The following is a 13,399-nucleotide window of genomic DNA, read 5'->3' on the forward strand; positions in this document are numbered from 1 at the left end:
TGGTGTGGCCGAAATCGCACGGATTGCGTCCGACGATTTTCCAACCCATATATTCTCAATTGCCGCTGATGTCGCGGCCGACAGGCTTCACACGATACAGGCCTCACACGATTCGGTAGAAAGATTGATGCTGGACGGACTACGCCAATTCATCGCCGACGTTGTTTCTCCCACCGCGCACGAGAGTCGAGCATTTGACGATACAGGTTATCGTCTGGCCGCGACGGCGTTGCTGATCCACGTCATTTCGCTCGATGGCGAACCATCGGACGTCGAAAAGCGCAAGCTTCATAGCCTGATCGAAAGCCGCTTCGGGCTTGATCCAGGCACCGCGGATCGATTGATCGCCTCGGCCACGCTGGTCGAGGGCCAGGCGGTCGATCTCTATCGCTTCACCAGCGTCATCATGCGTTCGGTGAATGAAGAAGGCCGGCTCCGCATCATCGAGATGATGTGGGAGCTGGTTTTTGTCGATGGCCAGGTCAGCGAGTTCGAGGATAACGTCGTCTGGCGCGCGGCGGATCTGCTGGGGATTTCTTCGCGCGACCGGATCGATCTCAAGCATCGTGCCGCCGGCAGGCCGCCGGCCACCGCCGCGGGCGGTTGAGATATCGCGGCCGCGGGCAATGTGACACGCTGCGGTTGCACCCTCCGAGGCGTCGAAACGCACGGTACCGGACATGACGAAACATTAATGTACCAGACAGTCCGCCTGCGCCGGGGAACGTTTAGCCCGAATATTGCCCCCTCGGTTGTTAGTACTGTGGGTTGGAACAGCCGATATACTTGCAGATGGCTTGCATCCCGCCTAGTGCGTATGCTCTCGTCCCAAGAGTTGGCCGTATACCGTGCAATTTATTTAAGAGCATTGAATCGTGACTGAGCGTGTGACGCTGATTACCGGTGCCTCGGCGGGAATAGGCACCGAACTGGCCCGCGTTTTTGCATCGAACGGTCATCGGGTAGCCCTGGTGGCGCGACGCGCGGATCGCCTGGCGACGCTGGCGAGCGAAATCACAGCCAGCGGCGGTGCCGCGCCGATTGCGATTTCCTGCGATCTCGAGCAGCCCGATGCCGGGGACAAAATTGCGGCGGCTTTGGCGGCCGAAGAGGTGGAAGTCGAATACGTCGTCAACAATGCCGGCTATGGTTTGTTCGGCAAGGCGATCGAAATGGATCGCCCAGAACAGCTCGGCATTATCGCCGTCAATATCCGCGCGATGACCGATTTGTCGTTGCGGTTTTCCGATCATCTGATTCGACATCGCGGCGGCATCCTCAATGTCGGCTCGATTGCCGGCTTCCTGCCGGGGCCGGGGATGGCGGTATATTACGCCTCCAAGGCCTATGTGCTGTCCTTCAGCGAGGCGCTGCACCAGGAGCTCGCGCCCCGTGGCGTGCGCGTAACCGCGCTATGTCCGGGTCCAGTGCCGACGGAATTTCAGGCGCGGGCGGGGTTCGAACCCGGGTTTGATTCCGCGATCCTGAATGTCAGCGCATCTGATGTCGCCCAGGCAGGGTATCGCGGGCTGATGGCCAACAAGCGGGCCGTGCTGCCAGGGCTCGGCATCAAAATGGTGCCGTTTCTGCTCCGGCTGTTTCCACGCGCGTTTATCCTGGCGGCGGTCGGTGGTTTTCAGCTCCGGAAGCGCCAATAAATGATCTCGGAGCCATTTTTGGCCCGGGATGCGCTTATCCAAATTCAAGAATTCACGTGAACTCACGGGATGTTAGCGACCACTCAGGCATGCTTCCGGCCTGATAGCCGCCACAGAGCCATCAATGCCCTTTCAGTCGGGCAAAATAAGCGGCCAAACCGTGCTCCGCTTCCCGGACAGGGCCCAAGCCGGCGCTGCCGCGCCTTCAGCCGCCGATTCTCTGCTGCCGGTGCTGATCGTCCTGCACTAGGAAACCCCGACGCTGGGCCGTCGGTAATGCGTTGCGGGCGCTCGGGCACAGGCTGGACATCCGACGGCCGCGTTTTGGCGATCCGCTTTCGCGCGCTGCGGGTCGATCGCCGAGCACAGCATCAGCTGGATGCTGCCGCGGACCGTCGGTCGCGCCAATGCGCTCAGATCTCCTTGAGGTCCGCGCGCCGGGTCTCGAGCGATGAAGCGCTGCGCATCGGTCGGCCGCCACGGTTGCGCGGAACTGAAAGAGGCGCCGTCTTCGTTTGCCGAGGCTGGTCGTCGCCCTGCGGGCCATGACGGGCACGCGTCGCTTTTCGACCGCGTGGTGCGCTTTCGACTGCGTGGCTGCGCCGCGTGTGGCCGAAGGCGGAGCGTGGTGGAGCCAGGCGGGATCGAACCGCCGACCTCGTCATTGCGAACGACGCGCTCTCCCAGCTGAGCTATGGCCCCTCCGCAGCCGCCTCAATGTCAACATCGGCGGCCAGCAATCGGCGCCATTTACAATCTGCGTCAAGGTCAAGTCAAGAACGGCGAAAAGCCGCCGCTTTTCGTGGGCTTTTTGCCGGGAACTTCCCTTGTTTGCGGAGGTGGGAACCGGTATCTAGCAGGCAGCAAACCCCGCGAGCTCATCCCCCATGCGCGCCGTTCTCGATATCGTCATTATCGTTCTCGATCTCTATGTCTGGCTGTTGATTGCCTCGGCAATCCTGTCTTGGCTGATTGCCTTCAACGTCGTGAACACGCGCAACGGCTTCGTGTCCGCGGTGGCGGAGTTTCTGTACCGGATCACCGAGCCGCTGCTGGCGCCGATCCGCTCGTTCATGCCCAATCTCGGCGGGCTCGATATCTCGCCGATCATCCTGATCCTGATCATCATGTTTATCCAGCGGGTGATCGCCTACTATATTTATCCAAACGTGATCTGATCGCAGCCAATGGACGCTTATGGACCCTTGGCGTTACTCCACCCAGGGCATCAGTGTCGCGCTGCGGGTCACGCCGCGCGGCGGCCGCGACGATATCGACGGGGTTGAGACGCTGGCCGACGGCCGGGTCGTGCTCAAGGTGCGGGTCCGTGCCATCGCCGACGGTGGCGAGGCCAATCGCGCGGTGACGGAGCTGATTGCGAAAGCGCTCGGGGTGCCCAAGGCAAGGGTACGGATTCTCTCCGGCATGACATCGCGCCTCAAACAGATTGCCGTCGATGGCGAACCCGCAAGGCTCGGCGATGCCTTGCGAAGGCTGGCTGCCACCAAGCAGGACTGATTGGAAGAAAGGATCGAGATGACGGCCGCGATCATCGATGGAAAAGTCATTGCCGCCAAGCTTCGCGGCCGCGTCGCCGACGAGGTCGCGCGGGTGCGGCGCGAGAACGGGCTAACGCCCGGGCTCGCGGTGGTGCTGGTCGGCAGCGACCCCGCCAGCCAGGTCTACGTCCGCAGCAAACACAAGCAGACCCAGGAAGCCGGCATGGCATCGTTCGAGCATGTATTGCCGGCCGACGTCGCGCAGGATGATTTGCTGGCGCTGATCGGAGAACTCAATCGCGATCCCGCCGTGCACGGCATTCTCGTGCAACTGCCGCTGCCGAAACCGCTGCATACCGAAACCATCATCAACGCCATCGATCCCGCCAAGGACGTCGATGGGCTGCATCCGAACAACGCCGGACGCCTCGCCGGCGGATTTGTCGCGTTGTCGCCGTGCACGCCCCTCGGCTGCATCATCTTGACCAAAAGCGTGCACGCCTCGCTCGAAGGCATGAACGCCATCGTCATCGGCCGCTCTAATCTGGTTGGCCGTCCCCTGGTGCAATTGCTGCTCAATGAAAACGCCACGGTCACCATTGCGCATTCGCGTTCGCGCGACCTGCCGCAGCTATGTGCCCGTGCCGATCTGGTTTACGCCGCCGTCGGCAAGCCCGAAATGGTGCGCGGTGACTGGATCAAGCCGGGCGCGACCGTGATCGATGTCGGAATCAATCGGCTGCCGGGCGCCGACGGCAAGACCCGTCTGGTCGGCGATGTCGCCTTTGCAGAGGCGTTGGACGTCGCCGGCGCGATTACGCCGGTGCCTGGCGGTGTCGGTCAAATGACGGTGGCATGCCTGTTAGTCAATACGTTGCGTGCGGCGTGCGCGATTCACGGGTTGCCTAAGCCGAGGGCGTGACTCTTCCCCTCTCCCGCTTGCGGGAGAGGGAGACGAATAGAGCCGTCACCCCGCCGCGTTCTCGATCAGCCGCCGATAAAACCGGATCATGTCGGCATAACCTTCGATGCTGAGGCGCTCGTTGGTGCCGTGAAACCGCTTCAGGTCGTCGGAGTTGGCCCGCACCGGCGAGAACCGGAAAATGTTGTCGGCAATGTCAGCGTAATGACGCGAGTCAGTCGCAGCTACCATCAGGCCAGGTGCAACGATGACGTCGGGAAAAATCTCCCGAATGGTTCGGTTGAGCAGCTGGAAAGATGGGCTCGCGGTGCCAGTCACCGGCGGCGGATCGGTATTCCCGGAAAACGGTTCTACGGAGATACGATCGTTGCCGATGGTCGAGCGAACATGATCGGTCACGCTTGTTTGCGTATCGCCGGGGATCAGTCGGAAGTTGACGGTGGTCGTGGCGTTGCCGGGCAGCACGTTATCCTTGTCGCCGGCATTGAAGATCGTCAGCGCGGTGGTGGTGCGGACCATGGCTTCGGTGGGTCCGCTTTTCTCGAATTCACGCAACAACAGCGGCTTCAACAGCCACAGATTGGACAGCACGACGCGGTTGAAGCCGCTCATCTCAGGCGCCAGGGTGTCAAACATCTCTGAGACAGTGCCGCGAATCTGCATCGGCAGGCGATGGTCTTCCAACCGCGCCAAGGCAGCACTCATCATGCCGATCGCGGTCTGGCGCGGCGGCATCGACGAGTGGCCGGACGTTGCATGCGCCGTCAACACCAGCGTGGCGTAGCCCTTCTCGGCAACACCGACCAATGCGGCCGGTCTATCGAGGCCCTTCATGATGCCTTCGGCGATCAACAAGCCTTCATCGAGTACGAAGTCGAGGCGGACCCCGCGCGAGGCGAGAGTAGCGGCGATTGCCTTGGCGCCGCGAGTGCCGGCGACCTCCTCGTCATGGCCGAACGCGAAATAGATGGTTCGTTTGGGGCGAAATCCGCCCTTGGCCATCTGCTCGGCGGCCTCGAGCATCGAATAGAGGTTGCCTTTGTCGTCCCACGATCCGCGGCCCCAGATAAATCCGTCGCTGACGACGCCATCGAAGGGCGGTTGGTGCCAGTCCTTCTCGGTGCCCGGCGCGACCGGCACCACGTCCTGATGCGCCAGTAGCGCGATCGGCGGCGACTTGGAATCGCTGCCCCCCAGGTGTAGAGCAGGCTGTATCGACCCACGATTTCGCGCTTGGCTGCGGCATGAAATGCCGGAAAACTCTTGCCGATATGCGCCTGCAGGCCGAGCAGCGCGTCGGCTCCCTGTTCAGGGTTGAGAAAATTCGAAATAGTCTGGAAGCGGATCGCCTCGCTAAGCCGCACTGCCGCGCCCTGCTGGTCGACGGCTACACGCGGCACCGCGGACACCTGAATTTGCCGCGACCCGTGAGTGATGACGTTGAACAGCAGCACGCCCGCGACAATCCCGATTGCTGCGATCACCAGTAGTGCGATGTTGCGGATTAGCTTTATCAGCCGGCGCATGGGATCCTTTTTCCTCATGGTGAAGCGCGTGGTCGCGCGTCTCTGACCATGAGGCCAGCGGTTCTTCACTTTATAGGTGCTTATCCTTCGTAGGAACTCAGCCTTCGAGACGCCCGCAAGAGCGGGCTGCTCGGGATGAGGAGTATGACGCGCCGCTCTAAGGCTTACTTCGCCTCGGCCCGCGCGATGGCTTCCAGGATCAGCTGATGCGCATCATCAGCGCCGCCCCATCGCAACACCTTCACCCATTTTCCGCGTTCGAGATCCTTGTAGTGCTCGAAGAAGTGCTGGATCTGCTGCAGCGTGATGTCGGGCAGATCGCTGTAGGTCTTTATCTTGTCGTAGCGCTGGGTCAGTTTCGACGACGGCACCGCGATGATCTTCTCGTCGCCGCCGGCCTCGTCTTCCATCAGCAGCACGCCGACCGGCCGCACGTTTATCACCGCGCCGGGGACGATCGCGCGGGTGTTGGCGACCAGCACATCGCAAGGATCGCCATCGCCCGATAGTGTATGCGGAATGAAGCCATAGTTTCCGGGATAGCGCATGGCGGTATAAAGAAACCGGTCGACGACAAGCGTGCCGGCCTCCTTGTCCATTTCATATTTGATCGGCTCGCCCCCAACAGGCACTTCGATGATGACGTTGACGTCACGTGGCGGGTCGATTCCGATCGAAATGGCGTCAATGCGCATGGATGGCTCCGCGAAGCTTTGAGGTTCATATGTGGACCAGGACTGATGGCGCCCCCCTAAACCGGGTCGACGCGCTTTGAAGCCCGGCGATTCGAGCGCCTTAGTTGGTCCAGGCGAAGGCGACCTTGTCGAGCGACTTGGGCCCGAATTTCTCCGACGAGCGCGCGACCATGCGGCCGCCGAGGGCGCGGTAGAACTCCGTCGCCGGATCGTTGTCGGACAGCGCCCAAACCACCATGCTCTTCAGGCCGCTCTGCAGCAGGTCGCGTCGCGCCGTGGTGAACAGCCGACGGCCGAAACCGAGACCCTGAAATTCTGGCCGCAGGTAAAGTTCGTAGATTTCGCCTTCGAAGTGCAGGCTGCGCGCGCGGTTACGGCCGTAATTGGCATAGCCGGCGACCTTGTCGCCGAACACCAGCACGCTGACGCGGCTGCCTTTGCGGATCGCGCTGTCCCACCATTGCGGGCCGCGGCGGTTGATCAACTTCTCCAGCTCGGCGCCGGGAATGATGCCCTGATACGCCGACCGCCAGGCCTCGTCATGGGTGGACGCTACCGCGGCTGCGTCTGCAGCTTTGGCCGGCCGAACCTCGATCAGGGTTGTGCTCATGATTCTGATCAAAGCAAGTCAGCGCGTCGGCTTCAAGGTCCATCGTTAATTATCGGTTAACCTGTGGATTTTCTGCATCAGTTTTTTCGGCTAATTGTACCGAAAGAGGACAGGGAAGGCGGGTTAAGCGGCGCTTGGCTGATTGGCGGCCGGCACAACGGGCGCAACGGACGTTTTCGGCGAGGCGCCTTCACGGAAAAATGCTCAGAATTTGATTCGCCGTGGGTATTCTGTCCACCGACCGCAACCCACCCGCCCGTCCCGCCGCGTCAGGCAAATTCATGCAATCCCTCAAAGCGCTGTTCGCGGTGGTTGTGCTTGGGGCTGTCTGTACTCAGGCCGCGCTGGCGCAAACCGGTTTGGGCGCACAGGGCGCGGAAGGCGAGCCGAATCGGATGCAGCAGTGGCTGGTTCCCGCGCCCGATCCGGACACCATGGCGCACGCCGTACTGTTTCGCCCGCCCGGCGATGGACCGTTTCGGCTTGCCGTGATTGCGCACGCCTCGACGCAAAACGTGCTGCGTCGGGCGCAAATGCCGCAACCCGAATATCGCGCGCTGGCGACATGGCTGGTGGCGCGAGGTTTTGCGGTGCTGGTGCCGGAACGTTTAGGCCATGGCGCGACCGGCGGACGCTACCTCGAAGACCAGGGCGGCTGCGACGAGGCCGACTATTCTCGCGCAGGACGCGCGACCGCCGTTCAGATCGCGGCGGCGCTGGACTATCTGCGTCGGCAATCCTTTGTTCGCCAGGACGGCGCGGTCATTGTCGGGCACTCGGCCGGCGCATGGGGTGCGCTGGCTCTCGCCCGCGAGAATCCGTCGGGCGTCTCGCACATCATTGCATTTGCGCCGGGACGCGGCGGCCACGCCAACGGCTTTCCCGATCAGGTCTGCGCACCGCATAGGTTGCTTTCCTCCGCGGCCGAATTCGGCAAAGGCGCGCGCGTGCCGGTGACCTGGCTGGTGGCGGCCAACGACACGTATTTTTCGCCAGTGTTTTCGCGGCAGCTCGCTGCCGCGTTTGGTGACGGCGGCAGCAGAGCGGGCTTTCGGGTGCTGGCGGCGGCCGGCAGCGAGGGCCACTGGCTGGCGGAGTCGGAGGCCGGCATCAAAATAGCTGGACCGGAACTGGATCGCGCGCTGGAGCTGCCAGGTTCGGCCACGGCCAAAAAGCGATGACGTCCTATTTTCTCGTCAAATATCTGCATGTACTCGGCGCCATCGTCATTCTGGGTACCGGAATTGGCACCGCCTTTTTCATGCTGATGGCGCATCGCAGCCGCGATCCCGCGTTCATCGCGCGCACCGCCGCCATTGTCGTGATCGCCGACATGCTGTTCACGGCGTCGGCGGTGGCGCTGCAGCCGATTACCGGGGCAATGCTGATGGTGCAGTCGGCGACTGGTCTTTCCGAGCGCTGGCTTGTGACTTCGCTCGGACTATTTGTGGTTGCCGGCCTGTTCTGGATTCCCGTGGTGTTCATGCAGATCGAAATGCGGGATCTGGCGCGGACGGCGGCGGCGCAGCACCAGCCGTTGCCGCCGCGCTACTTTGCGCTGTTTCGCCGCTGGTTCGCGTTCGGCATTCCCGGTTTCGGCACAGTCCTGGCGATCCTGTGGCTGATGATCGCCAAACCGCAGTTTTAAGTCATGATCCGAAGGCATGCCCTCCGGCTCGGCCCGAGGGTGGAAGCTGGTATCGGAGAGGGGCATGCCCAGCTTCAGATAACGCGTCAAAAGGAAAAACTTGCTTGTGACTAGGCCATGGCCGGACGATGACGTGATTCTCTACGACGGCGTGTGCGTATTCTGCTCGCGCTGGATTCGCTTCGTTGCCGCGCGCGATGTGCAGCGGCGGTTTCGCTTCACCGCGATCCAGTCCGGCTACGGCACGCGGCTGGCGCAGGCGTTCGGCATCAACCCAGACGATCCCGACACCAATGCGGTCGTCCATGGCGGCGAGGTTTTCTTCAAATCCGACGCCGCGCTGACGGTACTGGGCGCGCTGCCGGGTTGGAGTTGGATGCGCGTATTGCGCGCGGTGCCAAAACCGCTCCGCGACGCCGTCTACAATCTCGTCGCCCGCAATCGCTACCGGATTTTCGGGAAGTACGAAGAGTGCTTCGTTCCCGATGCATCGCTTCGGGAAAGGGTGATGGATTAGCCGCGCTACCGCCGCTACCTATCGAATCGACGGAGTTTATTCTAGGCTGGAAATCGCGGGGTTTAGAGCCGCTGCAGGCTTCAATTTTATGACCAAAGCAGTTTTTACGACAAAGGTGACGCCGAGCTACAATGATCTGCCCGAGGTTCGATATCATTTTCCTCGCACGTATCTCAATCAGGCGAGGCAAGCCGTGGGCGATTACATCGTCTACTACGAGCCGCGGCGCTCAAGCGTAGACCTATCAAGTTTCGGCGGGCGACAATCCTATTTCGGTGTCGCACGCGTCACAGCGGTTGTCGAGGACGAGGCTCTGGCTGACCACTATTACGCTCTTATCGGTGATTATCTCGATTTCGATCGACCAGTGCCTTTCGCCGAAAGCGGCGAATATTATGAGAGCGCCCTGAGAAAGGAAGATGGCACTACAAACAAGGGTGCCTTTGGGCGCGCCGTACGCCTGATTCCGGATGACGAGTTCGACCAGATATGGAAGTCTGGCTTCGCTCCGATTCTCGGCGAGAACCTAGCATCTCACGAAGTCGGGTTGCCGGGATGGTCGGAGCCGCCTGCTCCATTTGAGCGTCCGATCGTTGAAATGACCGTCTCCCGGCCATTTCGTGATCGGTCGTTCATGTACAACGTGCGCGCTGCCTATTCAAATCGTTGTGCGATCACAGGGCTGCGCCTGATCAATGGGGGTGGTCGTCCCGAGGTTCAAGCCGCGCATATTCAGCCGGTCGCGTCGAAAGGACCGGACTCCGTTCGCAACGGATTGGCGCTTTCTGGAACGGTGCATTGGATGTTTGATCGTGGACTCATTTCGATCGGCGATGATTATAAGATCCTCGTTGCGAAAAATCATGTTCCAGAAGATGCCGTTCGCCTTCTGAATCAGAGTGGTGGGATCCACTTACCCAAAGACCAAACGTTTTATCCAAATGCGCATTATTTGAGATTTCATCGAGAGATCGTTTTCAAGGGCTAGCGCTGAACTTTCCGTTTGTGAGAACCTCCCGCGCCGCCCGTTCGCCGCTGTCCCGCGCCCCGTGCGCGGTGGAGAAGAAGTTCGGCGAGGTGGCTTCACCGGCAAAGAACAGCCGGCCGTCGACCGGGCGTGCGAGCACGGCGCGATCGCCGGCGTGGCCGGGCAGCGCGTGCGAATAGGAGCCGCGCGCGAACGGGTCGTGCGCCCAGCGCGATTCGGCAAGCGGCTTCAGCCTGCGGCGAAAACCATTGCCGAGAAACGCCACGATTTCGTCGATCGCCTGTGCCGCCAGCGCGCCGTTGCCCGCATCCTCCAGCTGTCGCGCAAAACTTCCGCCGAAATAGCCTTCGATGCAGGGCTGGCCGAACGGCCGCAGATGATAGGTGCCCATTGCGGTGCGCATGGTGGCGCCGCGCAAATTGCCGTCCTTCGGCAGCGCCTCAGGTTCATCGAGCGCCAGCACCACCTTGTCGGCAATGCCGAGCGGCAGGCCCCGCGCGGCATCCACTTTTTCCGGCAGCGCAGGATGAAAACGAATTGCCCGATCGGCGATCAGATTGGTGGGCACGGTGACGATCACCTTACCCGCGTTCAGCGCGCCCTGTGACGTCTCGATCCGCACGTGATTTCCGGAATGATCGATCAGCCTCACCTGCGTGTTCAGCGCAAGCGGGCAGGACGCCGCATAGGCCTCCATCAGCGCACCGTAGCCGCGCCGGACCCGCCAGTTGATCTCGCTGTCCTCGTAAGCGTTCATGTCGAGGATCGAGACCTGGTCGAGTTCGCTGCCGTTCACATAAGTCGAGATCGCATCGATCATCGGGTTCCAGCGGTTGCCGGGCTCCAGATAATCGGCGGCGGAGCTATCGCGGCCGGCTTTCGCGGCCTCCGCGGCGCGATCGTAGAACGCATCGAGCGCGGCGATGAACTCAGCTCGCTCTTTGAGCGGAAAGGCGCCATCAAAAGCCTGCTCGCGCCACGGCGGCCGGGTTTTGTCGATTTCGAAGTCCAGTTGTTCGGCGATATCGACGAACGAATTCTTGTCCGCCGAATGCAGCCAGCCGCAACCGAGGTCGAAGGTGATATCGGGCGCTGCGATGATGGTATGACCACGTCCGCCGACGCGGTCGCGCGCTTCCAGCACGATGACCGAAAGGCCGGAATTTTCCAGCGCGCGCGCCGCGCCGAGGCCTGCGGCGCCCGCACCGATGATGGCGACATCGACTTCGGAGGGGAGGGTCATGAGGGGCGAATGGTGAGTAGCGAATAGCGAATGGAACGTCCCTTATATGGCCTCTCTATTCGCTATTCGCCACTCCCTATTCGCTGGCTTACGCCACCGCTTCCTTGGCCTTTTCCGCGCGCTTGCGGTCGTTGGCGTCGAGGAACTTCTTGCGCAGCCGGATCGATTTTGGGGTCACCTCGACCAGTTCGTCGTCCTCGATATAGGCCAGCGCCTTCTCCAGCGTCATCCGGATCGGCGGCGTCAGGCGCACCGCTTCGTCCTTTGAGGTGGTGCGGATATTGGTGAGCTGCTTGCCCTTGAGGATGTTGATCTCAAGGTCGTTGTCGCGGGTGTGCTCGCCGACGATCATGCCCTTGTAGACCTTCCAGCCGGGCTCGATCATCATCGGGCCGCGGTCTTCCAGCTTGAACATTGCGTAGGCCACTGCCTCGCCCTGATCGTTGGAGATCAACACGCCATTGCGGCGGCCCTGGATGTCGCCCTTGTACGGCGCGTAGCCATGGAACAGGCGGTTCATGATCGCGGTGCCGCGCGTGTCGGTAAGCAGTTCGCCTTGATAGCCGATCAGGCCGCGGGTCGGCGCGTAGAACACCAGCCGCAAGCGGTGGCCGCCGGAGGGGCGCATTTCAATCATCTCGGCCTTGCGCTCGCTCATCTTCTGCACGACGACACCGGAGTGTTCCTCGTCGACGTCGATCACGACCTCTTCGATCGGCTCCTGCCACTCGCCGGTGGCTTCGTCTTTTTTCAGCACGACGCGCGGACGCGACACCGACAGCTCAAAACCTTCGCGGCGCATGGTCTCGATCAGGATCGCGAGCTGCAATTCGCCGCGGCCCGAAACTTCCATGGAATCCTTGTCGGAGGCTTCGGTCACGCGCAAGGCGACATTGCCCTCGGCCTCGCGCAGCAGGCGGTCGCGGATCATGCGGCTGGTCACCTTGTCGCCTTCGGTGCCGGCGAGCGGTGAGTTGTTGACGATGAACGACATCGACACCGTCGGCGGATCGATCGGCTGCGCCGTTAGCGGTGTATCGACGGAAGGATCGCAGAAGGTATCGGCGACGGTGCCCTTGGTGAGACCGGCAATCGCGACGATATCGCCGGCTTCGGCCTCATCGAGCGGCGTGCGCTCGATGCCGCGGAAGGCGAGGATTTTGGTGATACGTCCGCTTTCGATCAGCTTGCCCTCGGCGCTCAGCGCCTTGATTTGCTGGTTGGGCTTGATGGTGCCTGACGTGATGCGGCCGGTGATGATGCGGCCGAGATAGGGGTTGGCTTCGAGAATGGTGCCGATCATGCGGAACGGGCCTTCCTCGACGGTCGGCGGCGCGACGTGGCGCAGGATCAGGTCGAACAGCGGCTGCATGCCGGCGTCGTGCGAACCCTCCGGGCTATCGGCCATCCAGCCCTGCTTGGCCGATCCATAGAGAATCGGAAAATCGAGCTGTTCTTCGCTGGCGTCGAGCGCCGCGAACAGATCGAACACTTCGTTGATCACTTCGGTCGGCCGCGCGTCGGGACGGTCGACCTTGTTGATGACGACGATCGGCTTCAGCCCGACCTTCAGCGCTTTCGACACCACGAATTTGGTCTGCGGCAGCGGGCCTTCGGCGGCGTCCACCAGCACCAGCGCGCCGTCCACCATGTTCAGGATGCGCTCGACCTCGCCGCCGAAATCGGCGTGGCCCGGCGTATCGACGATGTTGATGCGGGTGTCCTTCCACTGCACCGATGCGGCCTTGGCCAAAATGGTGATGCCGCGCTCGCGCTCCAGATCGTTGGAATCCATCGCACGCTCGACCACGCGCTGGTTGTCGCGGTAAGTGCCGGATTGCTGCAGCAGGCGATCGACCAGCGTGGTTTTGCCGTGGTCAACGTGGGCGATGATGGCGACGTTACGAAGGTTCATGGCTCTTCTTCTGGGTCGTGCAATGGCTGGAGCGCGATCTCGCCGGAAAACCGGGGGCCCACTTTTCCGGATCGCTCTCAAAAGCCTGGAATTCGACGGGCGCTTGGCGCCCAAAAAGGAAGCCCGGCCAAAGGACCGGGCACACCTTATTCGTTGCGGCGCAATATAGTTAGGAATC

General features: G+C 61.8%; 13 protein-coding genes, 1 tRNA gene and 2 pseudogenes. 10 read left to right on the forward strand and 6 right to left on the reverse strand.

Going from position 1 to position 13,399, the window contains the following annotated elements; translation table 11 throughout:
- Positions 1 to 127 precede the first annotated feature (127 nt).
- The 3 genes and pseudogenes from N554_RS0113095 to N554_RS41985 all read left to right on the forward strand — a co-directional run.
- Positions 128 to 607 (forward strand): tellurite resistance TerB family protein, encoded by a 480-nt coding sequence (locus tag N554_RS0113095; RefSeq protein WP_029583881.1) that lies wholly within the window; start codon positions 128 to 130, stop codon positions 605 to 607.
- 268 nt (positions 608 to 875) lie between these two features.
- Entirely contained in the window at positions 876 to 1,658 is a 783-nt protein-coding gene (locus N554_RS0113100) for an SDR family NAD(P)-dependent oxidoreductase (RefSeq protein ID WP_029583882.1), read from the forward strand.
- A gap of 331 nt (positions 1,659 to 1,989) precedes the next feature.
- Positions 1,990 to 2,159, forward strand: a pseudogene (locus N554_RS41985) (enoyl-CoA hydratase); the annotation flags it as partial.
- A 125-nt stretch (positions 2,160 to 2,284) separates the two neighbouring features.
- Here the strand turns inward: N554_RS41985 and N554_RS0113110 are convergent.
- A tRNA-Ala gene (locus N554_RS0113110) sits at positions 2,285 to 2,360 on the reverse strand.
- 185 nt (positions 2,361 to 2,545) lie between these two features.
- Here N554_RS0113110 and N554_RS0113115 point away from each other — a divergent pair.
- From N554_RS0113115 to folD, 3 genes are read left to right on the forward strand one after another with little or no spacing between them, the layout of a single operon-like run.
- Positions 2,546 to 2,836 (forward strand): YggT family protein, encoded by a 291-nt coding sequence (locus N554_RS0113115; RefSeq protein WP_029583883.1) that lies wholly within the window; start codon positions 2,546 to 2,548, stop codon positions 2,834 to 2,836.
- A 19-nt stretch (positions 2,837 to 2,855) separates the two neighbouring features.
- Entirely contained in the window at positions 2,856 to 3,176 is a 321-nt protein-coding gene (locus N554_RS0113120; protein ID WP_029583884.1) for a DUF167 domain-containing protein, read from the forward strand.
- Positions 3,177 to 3,194: 18 nt separating this feature from the next.
- Positions 3,195 to 4,079 (forward strand): bifunctional methylenetetrahydrofolate dehydrogenase/methenyltetrahydrofolate cyclohydrolase FolD, encoded by an 885-nt coding sequence (folD, locus tag N554_RS0113125; RefSeq protein ID WP_029583885.1) that lies wholly within the window; start codon positions 3,195 to 3,197, stop codon positions 4,077 to 4,079.
- Between the two features lie 45 nt (positions 4,080 to 4,124).
- Here the strand turns inward: folD and N554_RS35785 are convergent.
- The 3 genes and pseudogenes from N554_RS35785 to N554_RS0113140 form a co-directional block, all read right to left on the reverse strand.
- Positions 4,125 to 5,605 (reverse strand): annotated as a pseudogene (locus N554_RS35785) (M20 family peptidase).
- A gap of 164 nt (positions 5,606 to 5,769) precedes the next feature.
- Positions 5,770 to 6,300 carry an inorganic diphosphatase gene (gene ppa, locus N554_RS0113135; protein ID WP_029583886.1) on the reverse strand — a complete coding sequence of 177 codons (531 nt, stop codon included), beginning with the start codon at positions 6,298 to 6,300 and terminating at the stop codon, positions 5,770 to 5,772.
- A 100-nt stretch (positions 6,301 to 6,400) separates the two neighbouring features.
- The gene (locus N554_RS0113140; protein ID WP_029583887.1) at positions 6,401 to 6,910 is read right to left on the reverse strand and encodes a GNAT family N-acetyltransferase; all 510 of its coding nucleotides are present in this window, start codon (positions 6,908 to 6,910) and stop codon (positions 6,401 to 6,403) included.
- Positions 6,911 to 7,191: 281 nt separating this feature from the next.
- On the opposite strand from N554_RS0113140, the gene N554_RS0113145 reads away from it, so the two are divergent.
- The 4 genes from N554_RS0113145 to N554_RS0113160 all read left to right on the forward strand — a co-directional run bounded on the left by N554_RS0113145 (position 7,192) and on the right by N554_RS0113160 (position 10,063).
- Positions 7,192 to 8,091, forward strand: coding sequence for a dienelactone hydrolase family protein (locus tag N554_RS0113145; protein WP_029583888.1), 900 nt, complete (start codon positions 7,192 to 7,194; stop codon positions 8,089 to 8,091).
- Positions 8,088 to 8,558, forward strand: a complete 471-nt coding sequence (locus tag N554_RS0113150) for a DUF2269 family protein (protein ID WP_029583889.1) — start codon at positions 8,088 to 8,090, stop codon at positions 8,556 to 8,558. Before N554_RS0113145 ends, N554_RS0113150 begins: the two co-directional genes overlap by 4 nt.
- 106 nt (positions 8,559 to 8,664) lie before the next feature.
- Positions 8,665 to 9,075 (forward strand): thiol-disulfide oxidoreductase DCC family protein, encoded by a 411-nt coding sequence (locus N554_RS0113155; RefSeq protein WP_029583890.1) that lies wholly within the window; start codon positions 8,665 to 8,667, stop codon positions 9,073 to 9,075.
- 88 nt (positions 9,076 to 9,163) lie between these two features.
- Complete coding sequence (locus tag N554_RS0113160; protein WP_029583891.1) at positions 9,164 to 10,063, forward strand: HNH endonuclease; 900 nt, start codon at positions 9,164 to 9,166, stop codon at positions 10,061 to 10,063.
- On the opposite strand, the gene N554_RS0113165 is transcribed toward N554_RS0113160, so the two are convergent.
- Both N554_RS0113165 and typA read right to left on the reverse strand, forming a co-directional pair.
- Complete coding sequence (locus N554_RS0113165) at positions 10,053 to 11,306, reverse strand: flavin monoamine oxidase family protein (RefSeq protein WP_029583892.1); 1,254 nt, start codon at positions 11,304 to 11,306, stop codon at positions 10,053 to 10,055. The genes N554_RS0113160 and N554_RS0113165 overlap by 11 nt on opposite strands.
- An 88-nt stretch (positions 11,307 to 11,394) precedes the next feature.
- The gene (gene typA, locus N554_RS0113170; protein WP_029583893.1) at positions 11,395 to 13,221 is read right to left on the reverse strand and encodes a translational GTPase TypA; all 1,827 of its coding nucleotides are present in this window, start codon (positions 13,219 to 13,221) and stop codon (positions 11,395 to 11,397) included.
- Positions 13,222 to 13,399 lie beyond the last annotated feature (178 nt).

The organism is Bradyrhizobium sp. URHD0069, assembly GCF_000701345.1.
GTDB lineage: Bacteria > Pseudomonadota > Alphaproteobacteria > Rhizobiales > Xanthobacteraceae > Bradyrhizobium.